The following is a 15,905-nucleotide window of genomic DNA, read 5'->3' as shown; positions in this document are numbered from 1 at the left end:
GTATGTATAATCCAAGATTTGAGAAAGAGGCATTTAAGAAGGAAGTTAAGCAGAATGTGAAACATCTGTTCCGTAAGGAGATTGAGGAAGTTTCACAGCAGGAGCTTTATCAGGCGGTTTCTTATGCTGTGAAGGAGGCGATTATTGATAATTGGATCGCGACGCAGAAGCAGTATGAGAAGGACGACCCGAAAATTGTCTATTATATGTCTATGGAGTTTTTGATGGGCCGGGCTTTGGGAAATAACCTGATCAATATGACGGCGTATACGGAAGTGAAGGAAGCGTTGGAGGAGATGGGCGTGAACTTGAACCTGCTTGAGGATGAAGAGCCTGATCCGGCGCTTGGAAACGGAGGTCTTGGCCGTCTGGCGGCATGTTTCCTGGATTCTCTGACATCACTGGGATATGCGGCTTATGGCTGCGGTATCCGTTACCGTTATGGGATGTTCAAGCAGAAGATTGAGAACGGATATCAGGTTGAGACGCCGGATAACTGGCTTGTGAACGGGAATCCTTTTGAGCTGAGAAGGCCGGAGTATGCGAAGGAAGTCCGCTTCGGCGGGAATATCCGGGTGGAGTATGACGAAGCGGGCAAGATTCATTTTGTGCAGGAGAATTATGAGTCTGTCAAGGCTGTACCTTATGACTATCCGATTGTGGGTTATAATAATAATGTTGTCAATACTCTGCGTATCTGGGATGCGGAGCCGATTGTTGACTTCCAGTTAGAGTCTTTTGACCGGGGGGATTACCATAAGGCGGTGGAGCAGCAGAACCTTGCAAAGAATATTGTGGAAGTTCTGTACCCCAACGATAATCATTATGCGGGAAAGGAACTGCGTCTGAAACAGCAGTATTTCTTCGTATCTGCCAGCCTTCAGGCGGCTGTTGCGAAGTATAAGAAGCATCATGACGATATTAAGAAGCTGTATGAGAAGATGACGATCCAGATGAATGATACGCACCCGACGGTTGCGGTCGCGGAGCTGATGCGTATCCTTCTGGATGTGGAAGGCCTTGGATGGGACGAAGCATGGGAGGTCACAAAGAAGACTTGTGCTTACACGAACCATACGATTATGGCAGAAGCGTTGGAGAAATGGCCGATTGATCTGTTTTCACGGCTTTTGCCACGTGTTTACCAGATCATTCAGGAGATTGACCGGAGATTCGTGGAGCAGATCCGCAAGACCTATCCCGGGGATGAGAATAAGGTCAAGAAGATGGCGATCCTGCGGGACGGTCAGGTGAAGATGGCGCATCTTGCGATTGTGGCGGGATATTCGGTCAATGGTGTGGCAAGGCTGCATACGGAGATTTTGAAGAATCAGGAGCTGAAAGATTTCTATCAGTTGATGCCGGAGAAGTTCAATAATAAGACCAATGGAATTACCCAGAGACGTTTCCTGATGCATGGCAATCCGAGGCTGGCGGACTGGGTTACGCAGAAGCTTGGCACGAAGGACTGGATCACGGATTTGTCGCTGATGTCGGGGCTTAAAAAGTATGCGGACGATCCGGATGCCTGGAAAGAATTTATGGAGATTAAATATAAGAATAAGGAATTCCTGGCTGCTTACATTTTGAAGCACAATGGAATCGAAGTAGATCCAAGGTCGATTTTCGATGTGCAGGTAAAGCGTCTCCATGAGTATAAGCGGCAGTTGATGAACGTTCTGCATGTGATGTATCTGTATAATCAGATCAAAGTGCATCCGGAGAAGAATTTCTTCCCGAGGACATTTATTTTCGGTGCCAAGGCTTCGGCAGGATATATCCGGGCGAAGGAGATTATTAAGCTGATTAATTCGGTTGCAGATGTGGTGAATAATGACCAGAGCATTAACGGTAAGATCAAGGTGGTATTTATTGAGGATTACCGTGTGTCCAATGCGGAGTGGATTTTTGCGGCTGCGGATGTGAGCGAGCAGATTTCTACGGCTTCTAAGGAGGCGTCTGGCACCGGTAACATGAAGTTCATGCTGAACGGTGCGCCGACTCTTGGGACGATGGACGGGGCAAATGTGGAGATTGTTGAGGAAGTCGGCATTGAGAATGCGTTTATCTTCGGTCTGAGTTCGGATGAGGTCATCAATTATGAGCAGAACGGCGGGTATAATCCTTGGGATATCTATAACAGTGACGAGGATGTACGCAAGGTTGTGAACCAGTTGGTTGACGGGACTTATGCGAATGGCAATACGGAGATGTACCGTGACCTTTATGATTCTCTGTTGACGACAAAGGGCGGAAACCGGGCAGATATGTATTTTATCCTGAAGGATTTCCGGGCGTATGCCGAGGCACAGGTAAAGGTGGAAGAAGCATACCGTGACAAGGAGAGATGGGCGAAGATGGCTCTTTTGAATACGGCTTGCTGCGGAAAGTTCTCTTCTGACCGTACTATCCGGGAGTATGTAGAGGATATCTGGAAACTGGACCCTGTGAAGATTGACGTGAAGGTCGAGGAGTAAAAAATATTCAACCTATGCGGTTGGAAATCCATTTCCAGCGCACAGGTGGAAAATAGTTGGTATAATTTTGTTTGCCCTCCCATACAGTGTATGGGAGGGTATTTTTATGCGGCTGAAACTGAAAAGACTGGGATGCTATTTGATTATCATTATTCTGCTGCCGTATGTGATTACGGTATTTTTAAATGGGTCAAGCATTACATCTTATTCCCACGTTGACAGTGTGAGGGTGAAGGTGAAGAGTGGGGAGCAGGAGACGGAAATGCCCATTGAGGAATATTGTATCGGGGTGCTTGCCAAGGTGATTCCGGCATCCTATGAGAAGGAGGCGCTCAAGGCGCAGGCGGTTCTGGTCCGGACGGAGGTGTACCGGAAAATCAGGGAGTCGGGGAAGGAGACGGTTCTTGAGGAGGAGTTCTGGACACAGAAGCAGATGGAGGATGCGTGGGGGAATAAGTATCCTAAGTATTACCGGAAGCTTGAGGAGGCATGGGAAGAGACGGAAGGGATGGCGCTGCATTTTGGGGAATCGCTGGCGCTGACGCCGTTTTTCCGCCTGAGCAATGGCTGTACCCGTGACGGGAAGGAGGTTCTTGGAAGTGAGGATTATCCGTATTTGAAGATTGTGGACTGTCCTTATGATATTGAGGATGAGAAACAGATTCGCACTGTGATGGCGGAGGATATGGACGCGGAGGTCACGGCGACGGATACAGCAGGGTATGTGCTGAGTGTGCGGGTAGGACAGGAGAATATCAGCGGAGAGGAATTCCGTAATAATTATGGGCTTGCTTCCGGGTGTTTCACGCTGCAGCGTTATAATGGGCAGACGCGGATTACGACCAGGGGCGAGGGGCATGGCCTGGGGATGAGCCAGTATTCGGCAGACCGGATGGCAAAAGAAGGAAGTACATATGATTCAATTTTACAATATTTTTTTGAAGGGACGGAGATAAAAGAAGTCGCAGAAATATTAATGGACGTGGAATAAGTCTTTCACTATCTGGCAAAAATATAGTCAGAGGTGGTGATAAGATGAACAAGAAGCAAAGGCCTTCACAAAAAAAGAGAGCCGCTTCTGTTGCTGCCGTACTGTGTTTTGTAGCGGCTATTGCGTTAGTGGGAACATATACATTTAATGACTACAAACGGACGCAGCAGAAGGAAGAGCTGGAACTGGCGAAAAAAGAGGATGACACAAATGAGGAGAAGGAGAAAGAACCGGCGGAGGAAGCCAATAATCTTGTGATTAATAACAAGGAGGAGGCGAAGCCGGAGGAAGAACCAGAAGAGCCGGAAACTCCGGAGGCAGAGGATACGGCAGAACAGACCAACAATGCGGATGTACAGCAGACGGAAGGAAGAGGCAGGGCGATTACGTTTAATGAGAGCAGTCGGCTTCTGTGGCCTGTGAACGGGACGATTATTATGAGTTACAGTATGGACAAGACCGTGTATTTCCAGACATTGGATCAGTATAAGTATAATCCGGCGGTGGTTATTTCCGGTGCGGAGGGCGACCAGGTACTCTGTGGTACGACGGGAGTCATTAAGTCGATTGATGTGACGGCGGAGACTGGCACGACGGTCAATGTGGATATCGGGAATGGATATGAGCTGTTCTATGGGCAGCTGAAAGAGGTTCCTGTGAAAGTCGGGGATTATGTCGAGGCGAAGAGTGTGCTTGGATATGTGAGCCAGCCGACGAAATATTACAGCGTGGAAGGAAGTAATGTGTACTTCGAGATGCGTAAGGATGGGCAGCCGATTAATCCGGTGGAGTTTTTGGAGGAATAAAGGTTGTATCCTGTACAGACATGTTGGAAATGTTACTGAGAGCAGCAAAGATGTGAACAGTAATTCTTGTCTGTGCAGGATTTTTTTGTGTGAATGGGAATTGATTTTTGGGAGATATAGGATATAATCTTAGTATGCGAAAGAAGCGGGAGAGATGTTATGAATTATACTTATATATTGCTGTGTAAGGATGGAACCTTATATACGGGGTGGACCAATGATCTGAAAAAGCGGATAAAGGCGCATAATATGGGGAAGGGAGCGAAGTATACAAAGGCCAGGCGTCCTGTGAAACTGGTTTATTATGAGGAATATCAGACAAAGGAGGAGGCGATGAAGCGGGAGTGTGCGATTAAGAGGATGGGGAGAAAGGATAAGGAGAGGATGATAGTATGTCAGACAGATAAAAAACAGGAACAAACGTTCTGAAAAGTGTTGCAAAAGACAGAAAAGTTTAGTATAATAACAAAAGATAGAACAAATATATAAGTATAGCATTTTGAGAAAATAACATATAATAAAGGAAGGAGGTATCCGGATGGCATTGAGCTATGAGATGAAAAAACTTATTGAGGCGATGGCACAAGAAGTTATAAAGGTTTATGACGTACAAATTCCCATTACTGATATAGATGAAGTGGTACGTTCAATGGGAGGATTTGTGGAAGAAGACTCTGCTATAGATGGTTTTTCTGATGGCAAGATAAGAAGATCAGGGTTAGATTCATTTATAATTGAAGTGTCTCCATATCAGACGGAAGAAAGAAGGAATTTTACGATAGCGCATGAATTAGGGCATCTCTTTCTTCATATGGGATTTCAGACCAATGAACAACGTTGGAAAAAACAAACGGAAGTTTCCTATTATAGAAACGGTAATTCTGAATTGGAATATCAGTCAAATGAATTTGCAGCAGCATTTTTAATGCCTCGGAACGAATATAAAAAAGTGATGGACGAACACACAGACGGAAGTTTAGTTAATACTGCCGAAATTGCCAGACATTTTCATGTTTCTGTGAGTGCAGCGGCGAATAGGGGGAAGTGGTTGGGGTATTTAAAATGGTAGAAGGAAAGAGAGAAGCATTACAGTCGATACAAAGCAAGATTGATTCATTACCAGAAGAGAAGGGGAGAACAGAAGAATGTCCGATTAGCAGAATACCGGATGTAGTTCTGTTCTTTTCTTTTGATATTGTAAATTCCACGGCTTATAAGACTATTAATTATTATGGATGGGCGCAGGTTCTCAATTTGCTTTTTAAGGAGCTGCGTGAGGAAGTCGGAAATAAGATTAAAAGCTCTGAGATGTGGAGAGTTCTGGGAGACGAGGCAATTTTTATAATTAAAATACGAGATGAAGATGAGTTATGTGAATATGTCAGCCAAATATTTCAAATTATGGTTTCCACAATTCATCGCCTTAAAAAAGGAGAGTTTTTTAATTTCAGCAATAATTTTAATAAGATGAAACTGCAGAATATCTTGTCTTTAAAGACGGCTGCATGGCTGGCTGCCGTGACAGATGTAGGGGATATTGAAAGTGAAGATATTCTTTTGGAGAATGCAGACAATATTTTTGAAAGATATCAGTCTCCGGAAGGACATGATATATTTGAATTTTTAGGTAACGATATTGACACAGGATTTCGTATTGCCAGATATACAGAAGAGGGACGTATGGTTTTGAGCTATGAATTAGCTTATTTGATTGCACAAAAGACGGGAAGCCTTTCTTGCTTACACATTATAACGTACCGCAGGCTTAAAGGAATATGGAATGATAAGCTATATCCTATTATCTGGTATCATGCCCCAAATGCATATTGTGATGTTTATGAGAAAGAGATTGAACTTCAGAATAGTTTTACATTTGATGCATGCGATGAGAGCGAGTTGATAAAAGAATACTATGATAACCGGCAGCCAAATAAGGAAGAAAAGATTATACGGGATATGGAGATGTACTCGAATCCCCTCTATGCATTGAACAAGATATTGCGGGATAGAGAATTGACAGAGAAGATAGAGAGGCTTCAGAAGTTGATTAGAGAGGCTACTTATGATCAGACTCGGTTTATTAATACAGAATTAATGCAGGTTCATTGCGTGGCAGTATGCTTTAAAACCATAGGAGAAGAAATAAAAATTCTCGTTGCAAAGAGAACAGATAGAAGAGAGAAGCATAAAGGAGCATGGGAATTTGGCTGTGCAAAAGCTGTGATTGATAAGAGCATAGCCCAGAAAATCAAAGAAGAATATAAGCAGGATTTTAATATTGAAATAGAGCCTGTTCTTGATAATACAAGGGAGATAAAAGAGCCTGTGCCTATTGCTTTGTATCAGATTGCGCACGGTTTTCAATTAATTGATGCAGAAAAGAAGGATAAAGGGATTATTACTTTGGCAAGAATAATAGGAGAATATGACCCAAAGGATTTTAAACCCAATGATAAGCATGAGAAAGTCAAATGGATTACGGAAGCAGAGTTGGAGGATATCGATAAAAATTATTTAAATAAAGTACCAGATTTTGAACAGACGCTAAGACAAGCTTTTGATAAGATTAAAACATTATCTGATAATTAGGGGAGATGTATGGAACGGCAAAGTAATGATAAGAGAGAGCTGCTGCAATGGATTTTTAATAATACCAATAATTGGCTGCATTTTGCGGAAGCCAAGAATGCAGCTATGATTGCTTTTAATGTTGCAATGGCTGCGTTTCTGGCAGAAATGGATATGCCCCGTGTCGTTTTTGCGGGATTGGTAGTTTCAATGGCTGTGTCCGTGTGGGCGTTTTATCCGGTCAACGATAAGCTTCCAAGGATTTCAGGTAGAATCGTAACGGCTAATTTGCTGCATTATGCTTATATTGCATCTTTAGAGCGTGACCAGTACCTTCAAAAATTGTATGGGAGGTATTGGGGAGAAACTCAGGTGAATTCTGGTAGTTTCCCCCAAATAGAAAAAGATTACTGTGAAGAAATTGTGTCAAATGCAAGGATTACATTGAGAAAGCAGAATTGTTTTAATATCAGCTTTTTCATTGATATCATTACGATGTTGCTGTTGGTTATATTATTTATCTTTACATAAGGCTACAGTTCTTTAGAGTACAAATGCATACATTACGATAAAGTGGCATGCGCTTCCGCCCATTACGAACAGGTGGAAGATCTCATGGCTTCCGAAGTATCTGTGCTTGCTGTTGAACAATGGCAATTTTAGTGCATAGATGACTCCTCCTACCGTGTAGATGATACCTCCAGCCAGCAGCCATCCGAATGCGGCGGCAGACATGGAGTTTAATATCTGGGTAAAGGCTAGTACGCAAGTCCATCCCATCCCGATATAGAGGACGGAGGATACCCATCTTGGGCAGTATACCCAGAATGCTTTTATCAGGATGCCGATGAGGGCGATTCCCCATACGATACTTAGGAGGATAATCCCGGTCTTGCCGCCGAGTACCAGCAGGCAGATGGGGGTGTAGCTTCCTGCAATCAGGACGCTGATCATCATGTGGTCTACCTTCTTCAAGATTGTATTTATCTTTTCCGAGCGGTTGAAGGTATGGTATGAGGTACTTGCCGCATAGAGCAGGATTAAGCTTGCGGCGTAGACCGCGATGGAGATTACGTAAATCCTGCCGGGTTCATGGGCTGCTTTTATCAGCAGCGGTACGGCTGCAAATATTGCCATTAACATTCCGATAAAATGTGTGATTGCACTTCCTGGGTCTTTGATATGTTCTTCGAGTGTATGTGACATATTATCACCTCCTGGTTTAATAAAACATGACACGTAGTTTTGAAAACTACATTGTGATATGTTTATATTATACCCAGTGAGGATAAATTGCAAGCATAATAATGAAATTTTTAATATTGTATGCAAGTATTACTGTGTGATTACAGGTACACGTACTTTCTCGGCTTCCATGCCGATTTCGTTCTCCACATAAAATATTAGTTCTTTTACGTTCTCATATTCAATGAATTGGGAGAAGGTTCCGGTCGCCTGATACTGTGTAAAATCATCATTTGTGTAATGTCCGTTACTCCAGTTGGTTATGTGCTCCAGTACCGTTCCGTCTTCAAGGACTACCCCCATAAGTTCAGGCGGGTCTATAGCATGTTCAAATGTTTCCGTCTCGCCGTTTAAACCGATAGCGGTTTCTGTTCTCATCTGGCGTTTCCAGCCGTAATCAATGGTGAAGGAGACGGGAGACATTCGGATTTTGTTTACTTTTGCTTCTGTTCCGGTAATCTGCTGGCTTATCGTATACTCTGCTCCATTATCCTCATTATCGAGTACGATATTAAGCTCCCATGTGGACGCCAAAAGAGGAGGTAATTCAGTGAGCGTTCGTTTTTCTTCGTAGGAGTCAATAATATCGGTGAATGTTAATTTTATTTCTTTGCCAAGCAGACTTCCCTCTTCCGTCTCTACCAATACAAGTTCATATGTCATGCCGTCATTCCAGATATCGTCCGGCTGCGTATCCGGGAAATCGGACTCAAGAAAGCCCGCATTCATGGAAAGTGTGTCCATACCATCCATTTTCACATCGACATTGCGGAAATTCATGCGTTGCCGTAATGGAAATTGTTCGCTGCCATAGATTTTTATGACGACGATTGCGGCAGTGTTGTCGGCAACGGATTGGACAGCCTCAAACCGTACGCCGTCGTGTTCTGTAAACTGATTCATTTCTTTTGCAGTGTTGGATTCATTCAATTTCTTCTCCATCTCGGGTGTTACTTGATACTCTTCCTTAAATTTGTCGTTCCAGTGAAAATAAGTTGCGGCGCTTACCGACAGAGTGCCAATCATAAGGACTGCTGCAAGTATGAAGGCGGCGTATTTTTTCCGGTTGGGGCTTGTTTTCCGTCGTGTCCGTTTTTTGGCAGGTGGGTCTGCTTCTGCATGGATTCGGTTAAATGCCTGTTCTGCTTTCTGATATACAATTTCCGGTATTTCTGCATCTTCCCGCAGCTTTTTGAGCAATACTTCTTTTTGTTCCATTACGTTTTTCCCTCCTTTTTTCATTCAGATAAATGTTCTGTAGTTCTTCCCGCCCCCGTTTCAGGCGAGTGCGTACTGTGTTTTCGTTCATATCGAGAATCTGGGCAATCTCTCCGGTACGGAATCCTTCCACATAATAGAGAATCATGACGAGACGGTATTTTTCGTCTAAGAGGCGGATAACTTCTTTCCACTCCAGTTCATCGTACCGTTTGTCTGTGACTGGCTGTTCCGCTGTTTCTTCGGAGAAATCTAATATTTTTTTGTTTCTTAGGATATTACAGCATTTACTCATCAATATTTTTATCATCCATGTTTTGAAATAAGCGTTATTTTTTAGAAATGAGATTTTCTCGTAACATGTCATGATAGTGTCTTGTATCGCATCTGCCGCATCTTCGTCGGATGCGAGATATGATTTGGCAATTTTATACATGGTCTGCATGTGCAGGCGGATTAATTTTTCAAATGCATCCGCATCATTTTCTTTTGCTCTTTGTACCAATTCATCCATGCGTTATGTCCCTCCTTTTTATCCTTCTATCTATTAGACGTGTGGCAGGGTGTTTCTGTTTCAAATTTTTATGCCCTTTGCAAAAGTAAAATTATGGCAGAAAATAAGTTACTAAGGCAGACGATGTGTGCTATATATAGATAATACAAATAAATAGATGTATATATTGATTATATCAATTTGATGGCTGCAATGTATACTGCTATAATGATTGGAGAAACTTAGTTATATGTTTTTATTTGTTATTGCGAAGGAGGAAATTTATGAAAAAGAGATTTGTCAGTATGTTCCTTGTTGTATCTATGGCTGCGTCTATGGCAGCCGGATGCGGCGGGAAAGAGGAGTCCGGCAGTACGCCGTCTGATACGGGCGGTACGGAGAGTACGGACGAGGAAGACAAGGGAGGAAACGGCGGGGGCAGTATTACCTTCATGGCTCCGGACTGGGCGATTCCTGCAGATGAGCAGCTGAAAGAGTTCACCGACGAGACGGGGATCGAAGTCGTTGTGAATGAGGTTGGATGGGATGATATCCGTGACAAGCTGGTTACTGCGGCAGCAGGCGGACAGGCTGTGGCGGACGTTGTGGAAGTGGATTGGTCATGGGTCGGTGAATTTTACGCGGCTGACTGGTTAGAGCCCCTTGACGTGGCGGATGATGTGAAGGACGATATGCCGACATTGGAGACATTTACCAAGGATGGAAAGGTGCTTGCGGTGCCTTATGCCAATGATTACCGGCTGTCTTACTATAATACAAAGCAGTATGAGGATGCGGGCATCAGCGGGGAACCTCAGACGTGGGACGAGGTGTATCAGAACTGTAAGACTCTGAAAGAGAAGGGTGTCTGCGACTATCCCTTTGCACTGCCTCTGAACGCTGAGGAGAAGACGTCTACGTATCTGATGTGGCTTGCTTACACGATGAATGGCGTTGTATTTAATGATGACGGGACTTTGAATAAGGCTTCGGTACTTGCGGCTTTGAAATATGAAGAGAATCTGATTAAGGATGAGCTGGTTGACCCTGCGGATAAGACTTCTTCCGGTATGGATGCCTATAAGAGGATTTTGTCCGGGTCTGCAAATTTCCTGACCGGGCCGACTTCTTTCGTATCGAAGAGCACCAATGAAGAGGATTGCAGTGTGATTGGCCAGATTACGCCGATTCTGGTTCCCGGCAAGGATGCAAAGGCGACTGTCACCATGGCGCTTCCTGAGGCTCTGGGCGTTACGAAGTTCTCTGAGAATAAAGAGGATGCGAAGAAATTCATTGAGTGGTATACTTCTGCCGAGATGCAAGAGAAGCTGAATGAGACGAATACGGCGATTCCGACTCGGAATTCTGTGTTGAAGAAGCTGATTGACGACGGTAAGATCCAGAATGCCGGCGCGATGATGGAAGAGGCAGAGCTGATTGCATCTCCATTCCCGGATGGAATCCCGGCTTACTATGCTGAGATGAGCAATGCCATGTACAATGCAATCAATAAGATGGCGTTGGGAGAGATGTCCGCAGATGAGGCTTACGCAGAGATGGAGGCGAAGGTTGCCGAGCTTGCGGCAGAATAATATGAAAAAGAAGATATTACCTTATCTTTTGTTGTCACCCATGATTTTTATCATGGGTGTATTAGTATTTTATCCGGTGATTGCCACATTTTCCTATAGTTTAAAGAAATGGAAACTGACGGCGCCAAATGATATCCGTATGGTGGGGCTGCGTAACTATGTGTCGATTCTGAAATCGGATTCTTTCTGGTATAGTTTCCGAAATACGCTGTTTATTCTTGCCGTCGTGGTTGTTTTGACGGCTGTGCTGGGATTTCTTGTGGCAGTGTTTCTGAATATTGATGTGAAATGGTCAGGGGTTCTGCTGGCGGCCGCCATACTGCCATGGGCGCTTCCGCCTTATGTGAATGGAGTTTTGTGGAAGTTCGTGTTTTCTTCCGGATATGGATTTATGAATAAAGTCTGCATTGGTCTGGGGCTCGTGAGTGAACCGATTGAGTGGCTGAGTTCCAGATGGTCGCTTCTTCTGGTCGTTTCTTTGGTCGTAGCCTGGCGGAGTATTCCGTTTATGGCGTTGGTGTGCCTGGCGGGAAGGCAGTCCATTCCGGATGGCATCTATGAGGCGGCGCGGATTGACGGAGGAAACAGGACCAGTATTTTCCGGAGGATTACGCTGCCGCTGATGCTGCCGTTTCTGGGAATTGGGATTACTTCTACTTCCGTTACCGCGATTAATGTGTTTGATGAGATTATTGCGTTGTCGGGGTACAGTGATTTGGGGAAGAATCTGTTGGTGGAAAGTTATCTGACTACATTTTCTTTCCTGGATTTTGGAAAGGGAAGTGCGATTACTTATCTCGTGATGTTTTTCGCGGGAATTTTAGGGGTATTCTACCTTAGGAACCTGAACAGGGAGGTGGAATACTGATGAAGGGTTGGAAGAGAGGCGGTTATCTATTGGCGTTGGCTGTGTTTCTGGTTCTGACGCTGGGACCGTTTTTGTGGACTTTTGTGCTGTCTGTCACGCCGGAATATGCGATGATGGAGAAGAGTACAAGCCTGCTGCCGGATGTGGTGACATTTGATAATTACCAGGAGCTTTTGACGCAAGGGACCAGAAAAGGTTCTGTCCTGATTATGGGGATTAAGAATGCGCTGAAGGCTGTGGGGGTGACGCTTGCGCTTGGGATTCCAATTGCAATGATGAGCGCTTATGCGCTGAGCCGTATGGAGTTTCGGGGAAGGCGTTTGATTAAGAATCTGCTGCTGATTACGATGGTGATTCCTGTGATGGCGACGATTATTCCATTGTTCCGGTTATTCGTGGCAAGGCAGTGGCTGGATGATGTGTTCTGGCTTTCTATGGTGTATGTCAGTTCTTATCTGCCCATGATAACGTGGCTGATGTCCAATTATTTTGCGACCATACCTAAGGAGCTGGAGGAAGCGGCGATGATTGACGGATGTGGGAGATTGGCTTCTTTTTTGCGGATTATCGTACCTGCTTCTTATCCGATTATCCTGTCGGCGGCGTTGATTATGTTTTTGAATACGTGGAGTCAGTTCCAGATTCCGTTGATTCTGGCTTCTTCACTGGAAACGAAACCAGTTGCGATTGTGGTGTCAGAATTTATGACGAAGGATTCCGTGCAGTATGGGCTTACTGCGGCGGCGGGGATGATTGCGGTCGTGCCGCCGGCGGCTGCGGCGTTGGTGTTTCGGAGGTTTTTGATTTCCGGGATGATGGGAGGGGCGGTGAAAGGGTAGGTTTGATTTAGACAAAAAAGTGCTGTAGTCCAAAGGTACAAAATAATTGATTTCAAAAGGGTTTTCTGTATGGTGTCTGTTTACAGGCGCTTTAGTCAGAAAACTCTTTTATTTAGGACAATAAAAAGTTTTCGGAGCATGTTTTCTATTGTTTTTTCCATTTTAAATAATCATAAATCCTTTTTCCAGAATATTCCCATTCATTCGAAGTTTCTCTGGATGCAACATATGTTTTATTGTAATTTCCCAAATAGAAGCCGTACTGTAAAATATTTTATTTTGTTTTCAGAGGGTTTCATAAAACGCTCTATCATTTCGAGTAAAAAGCGTAAATTATCAATCAGTTCCTCTCAATATACTTTAAAAACTCTTTTTCGTATCCAGGAGTGATCAGTAACTGAATACTACGAAAGCGGAAGATGTTATATCCTCCGCTTCCTATCCATCACCTTACAATACACCACCGCCACCAACGTACTCACTGCTGTCGCCGCAATCCCGGCCCCTACGATTCCCGCCGGATTCACGCTTCTGTACTGGCTCCGGTACGGTTGTGTCAAGCTAAGACTAAAAAATTTGATGGTTACATATTTTTTAACCAGTAGATGAGTAGGTTGAAAAATTTATTATTTTTGTTTTAATAGATCCCATAAGGTCATTTCTTTTCTACGAATTTTTGATATCCGTCTATATTCATGCAACGCATTTATTAAGATATTTATATCAGAAAAATATTCATAAATAAAATCATAACTTTTTACTTTGCTATATTTCAAAGCACGCTTACAATATGTACTTGGTTTCTCTCCTGAATTTTTAAAATCTTTGTATCTGTCTTCATTACATATTATAAGCATTTCAATTTCAGGAGCTGTAACTACATTTATAACATCTACCTTCTTTTCATATGCTTTGCGTAGCTTAAAATTTTCATTTCTTGAATCTAAAATTCGATAAACTGTTATTTTTTCGGAAAAGCCTTTCTTTAGGTACTTTTCTTCAAAATCTCTTCCTCGTCGGCATTTTAACACTTCTTCTTCAATTAGATCTTCTCTCTCAAAAACTAAGCTATGGTTGTCCAGTAATAAATCTAATATTGCGTGTTCGGCACCGCCTTCGCATATACATGCTAAATATTTTGCCATTTTAAAGCCTCCTATCTTAATGATATTAGCGCTTTTTTCAGAGCAATATAAGATTCATAAGCAGGTACGGTTCCCTCAAGAAAATCACTATCGTATATCTCACTTTTTTTAATATCATTTCTTTTCAAAATACCAGAAAGTTTTTCGGCAGTAATCCCATCTTTGTTTTTTGTAATATAAATACTGTCGTTCCTTTCAAATTCATCTAGCAATTCTGAATAATGAGTTGAAAAAATCAGAGTTGCCCCTTTTTTATTGACTTTTTTATCCATGAAAAATCGTATTAATGTTGAAACAATTTCTTTGTTAAAATGATTTTCTAATTCATCTACAATCAAATATCCCCCTTCCAAAAATGAAAATACTGCCCCCATAAATACACTCAGACCTTTTATTGTACCTGAAGAAAGATATCTGTTAAGTGCTAACGGACTATTTAACGTTAGCTCTTCTTTTTCATAAAATTTCAATCTGATATCAACTTTTTTTTCAGTTGGTTCACAGCTAAGGGTTTCGATGCTAGGATCCAAAAAAGTTAATATTTCTTTCGGATACTGGCCTAAAAAATTCAACATATTATGATCTGTGAAATCTGACATATCATATAAGGAAAAATTCGTGTCTTGTTCTTTATTTAAAGCAACTATAATACTAACATCTTCTATTAGATACTGTTCATTTTTATTTCTTCGGATTTTTACTTGGGCATCATTAAAATCATAAAGTCTTTTTTTCGTTTTTATCTTATGAATTTCTTTTTCCCATAATGTTTCATCTATAATTACAAATTTTGTATTGCCATCAATAGCATTTCTTTTTCTTCCTACTATTGTTTCCAATTTATATACAATGCCATTATGATAAAAATAAGCAGTAAAAATCATATTTTGTTTACTATCTAAGTCGTCCAAAAATTTTTTAGAGGAAATACTATTAATAGGTTCATTATTTAATAATCCTATAGCAAAAGAAATCAATTTTAGGATTGTTGTCTTACCAGATGCATTAATCCCAATAAAAGATAATGTTGGACTTGTATAAACATTAGAAAACACATTGAACATTTGTTCTCTGGCATCATTGTCTACTCTTTGTTGTGCAACGAAGTCCACATCTAAAGTATTTTTTAAATTTTGTAAACCTTTTATGGATAGTTTTAAGATTTTCATGTCCTTCCCCTTTTTTCCACGTTATTTACGTTTTTATTATGTTATTATATATACTTTTTTGTGTTATTTCAACTATTATTTCCGATATTTTTGTAATTATACTGATTTCCTATAAAGGGGAATTTTTTAAAGAAAGCAGGGAATTCTACGTTCCCCGCTTCCTATCCATCACCTTGCAATACACCACCGCCACCAATGTACTCACCGCCGTCGCCGCAATCCCTGCCCCTACGATTCCCGCCGGATTCACGCTCCCGTACTGGCTCCGGTACGGTTGTGTCAAGCTAAGACTAAAAATTCCTTATCCTTTTCAGATATGTTTTAACTGTGATACATCTTTTACATTTTAGCGAAATGCCCTATCGTATCTTTCAAATCATCACTAAAATCATTCAGATCATCCATCGTGATTGCACCATCGTTCAACAATGACATCATAACTCAAACTTCGCACTTGAATAAGTGCCTATGCCCCTTGAAAATTCAATAAAAAC

General features: G+C 42.3%; 15 protein-coding genes and 2 pseudogenes. 10 read left to right on the top strand and 7 right to left on the bottom strand.

Annotated features, from left to right (window positions below; all coding sequences use genetic code 11):
* Positions 1 to 2 precede the first annotated feature (2 nt).
* The 7 genes from AC6I3O_RS25990 (at position 3) to AC6I3O_RS25960 (ending at position 7,373) form a co-directional block, all read left to right on the top strand.
* Positions 3 to 2,477 carry a glycogen/starch/alpha-glucan phosphorylase gene (locus AC6I3O_RS25990; RefSeq protein WP_497853609.1) on the top strand — a complete coding sequence of 825 codons (2,475 nt, stop codon included), beginning with the start codon at positions 3 to 5 and terminating at the stop codon, positions 2,475 to 2,477.
* A gap of 106 nt (positions 2,478 to 2,583) precedes the next feature.
* Complete coding sequence (locus AC6I3O_RS25985) at positions 2,584 to 3,468, top strand: SpoIID/LytB domain-containing protein (protein ID WP_497853322.1); 885 nt, start codon at positions 2,584 to 2,586, stop codon at positions 3,466 to 3,468.
* A 44-nt stretch (positions 3,469 to 3,512) separates the two neighbouring features.
* The gene (locus tag AC6I3O_RS25980; RefSeq protein ID WP_497853321.1) at positions 3,513 to 4,274 is read left to right on the top strand and encodes a peptidoglycan DD-metalloendopeptidase family protein; all 762 of its coding nucleotides are present in this window, start codon (positions 3,513 to 3,515) and stop codon (positions 4,272 to 4,274) included.
* 159 nt (positions 4,275 to 4,433) lie between these two features.
* The gene (locus AC6I3O_RS25975) at positions 4,434 to 4,703 is read left to right on the top strand and encodes a GIY-YIG nuclease family protein (protein ID WP_497853320.1); all 270 of its coding nucleotides are present in this window, start codon (positions 4,434 to 4,436) and stop codon (positions 4,701 to 4,703) included.
* Positions 4,704 to 4,812: 109 nt separating this feature from the next.
* The gene (locus AC6I3O_RS25970; protein ID WP_497853319.1) at positions 4,813 to 5,343 is read left to right on the top strand and encodes an ImmA/IrrE family metallo-endopeptidase; all 531 of its coding nucleotides are present in this window, start codon (positions 4,813 to 4,815) and stop codon (positions 5,341 to 5,343) included.
* On the top strand, positions 5,337 to 6,863 hold the full coding sequence (locus AC6I3O_RS25965) for a hypothetical protein (RefSeq protein ID WP_497853318.1): 1,527 nt from the start codon (positions 5,337 to 5,339) through the stop codon (positions 6,861 to 6,863). The genes AC6I3O_RS25970 and AC6I3O_RS25965 overlap by 7 nt, the downstream gene beginning before the upstream one ends.
* A 9-nt stretch (positions 6,864 to 6,872) precedes the next feature.
* Complete coding sequence (locus tag AC6I3O_RS25960) at positions 6,873 to 7,373, top strand: Pycsar system effector family protein (RefSeq protein WP_497853317.1); 501 nt, start codon at positions 6,873 to 6,875, stop codon at positions 7,371 to 7,373.
* 12 nt (positions 7,374 to 7,385) lie between these two features.
* Here the strand turns inward: AC6I3O_RS25960 and trhA are convergent, their stop codons facing one another.
* From trhA to AC6I3O_RS25945, 3 genes are all read right to left on the bottom strand, one after another.
* Positions 7,386 to 8,048 carry a PAQR family membrane homeostasis protein TrhA gene (trhA, locus tag AC6I3O_RS25955; RefSeq protein WP_497853316.1) on the bottom strand — a complete coding sequence of 221 codons (663 nt, stop codon included), beginning with the start codon at positions 8,046 to 8,048 and terminating at the stop codon, positions 7,386 to 7,388.
* A 129-nt stretch (positions 8,049 to 8,177) separates the two neighbouring features.
* Complete coding sequence (locus AC6I3O_RS25950) at positions 8,178 to 9,305, bottom strand: hypothetical protein (protein ID WP_497853315.1); 1,128 nt, start codon at positions 9,303 to 9,305, stop codon at positions 8,178 to 8,180.
* Entirely contained in the window at positions 9,217 to 9,819 is a 603-nt protein-coding gene (locus AC6I3O_RS25945) for an RNA polymerase sigma factor (RefSeq protein WP_497853314.1), read from the bottom strand. The genes AC6I3O_RS25950 and AC6I3O_RS25945 overlap by 89 nt, the downstream gene beginning before the upstream one ends.
* A gap of 263 nt (positions 9,820 to 10,082) precedes the next feature.
* Here AC6I3O_RS25945 and AC6I3O_RS25940 point away from each other — a divergent pair, with 263 nt between their 5' ends.
* Genes AC6I3O_RS25940 through AC6I3O_RS25930 form a run of 3 tightly spaced genes read left to right on the top strand, consistent with a single transcriptional unit; the run spans position 10,083 to position 13,097 of the window.
* Positions 10,083 to 11,390 (top strand): sugar ABC transporter substrate-binding protein, encoded by a 1,308-nt coding sequence (locus AC6I3O_RS25940; RefSeq protein ID WP_497853313.1) that lies wholly within the window; start codon positions 10,083 to 10,085, stop codon positions 11,388 to 11,390.
* Between the two features lies 1 nt (position 11,391).
* Positions 11,392 to 12,258, top strand: coding sequence for a carbohydrate ABC transporter permease (locus AC6I3O_RS25935; protein WP_497853312.1), 867 nt, complete (start codon positions 11,392 to 11,394; stop codon positions 12,256 to 12,258).
* Positions 12,258 to 13,097 (top strand): carbohydrate ABC transporter permease, encoded by an 840-nt coding sequence (locus tag AC6I3O_RS25930; RefSeq protein WP_497853311.1) that lies wholly within the window; start codon positions 12,258 to 12,260, stop codon positions 13,095 to 13,097. The genes AC6I3O_RS25935 and AC6I3O_RS25930 overlap by 1 nt, the downstream gene beginning before the upstream one ends.
* A gap of 422 nt (positions 13,098 to 13,519) precedes the next feature.
* On the opposite strand, the pseudogene AC6I3O_RS25925 reads toward AC6I3O_RS25930, so the two are convergent.
* From AC6I3O_RS25925 to AC6I3O_RS25910, 4 genes and pseudogenes are all read right to left on the bottom strand, one after another.
* Positions 13,520 to 13,645 (bottom strand): annotated as a pseudogene (locus AC6I3O_RS25925) (nucleoside recognition protein); the annotation flags it as partial.
* A 78-nt stretch (positions 13,646 to 13,723) separates the two neighbouring features.
* Positions 13,724 to 14,242 carry a hypothetical protein gene (locus AC6I3O_RS25920; RefSeq protein WP_016222053.1) on the bottom strand — a complete coding sequence of 173 codons (519 nt, stop codon included), beginning with the start codon at positions 14,240 to 14,242 and terminating at the stop codon, positions 13,724 to 13,726.
* Between the two features lie 11 nt (positions 14,243 to 14,253).
* Positions 14,254 to 15,411, bottom strand: coding sequence for an AAA family ATPase (locus tag AC6I3O_RS25915; protein ID WP_016222054.1), 1,158 nt, complete (start codon positions 15,409 to 15,411; stop codon positions 14,254 to 14,256).
* A gap of 145 nt (positions 15,412 to 15,556) precedes the next feature.
* Positions 15,557 to 15,682: pseudogene (locus AC6I3O_RS25910) on the bottom strand (nucleoside recognition protein); the annotation flags it as partial.
* Positions 15,683 to 15,905 lie beyond the last annotated feature (223 nt).

The sequence above is a fragment of the Sporofaciens sp. St.21A7 genome (assembly GCF_059728535.1).
Note: the sequence above shows the minus strand (reverse complement) of the source record. Positions and strands in the feature narration are given on the sequence as shown.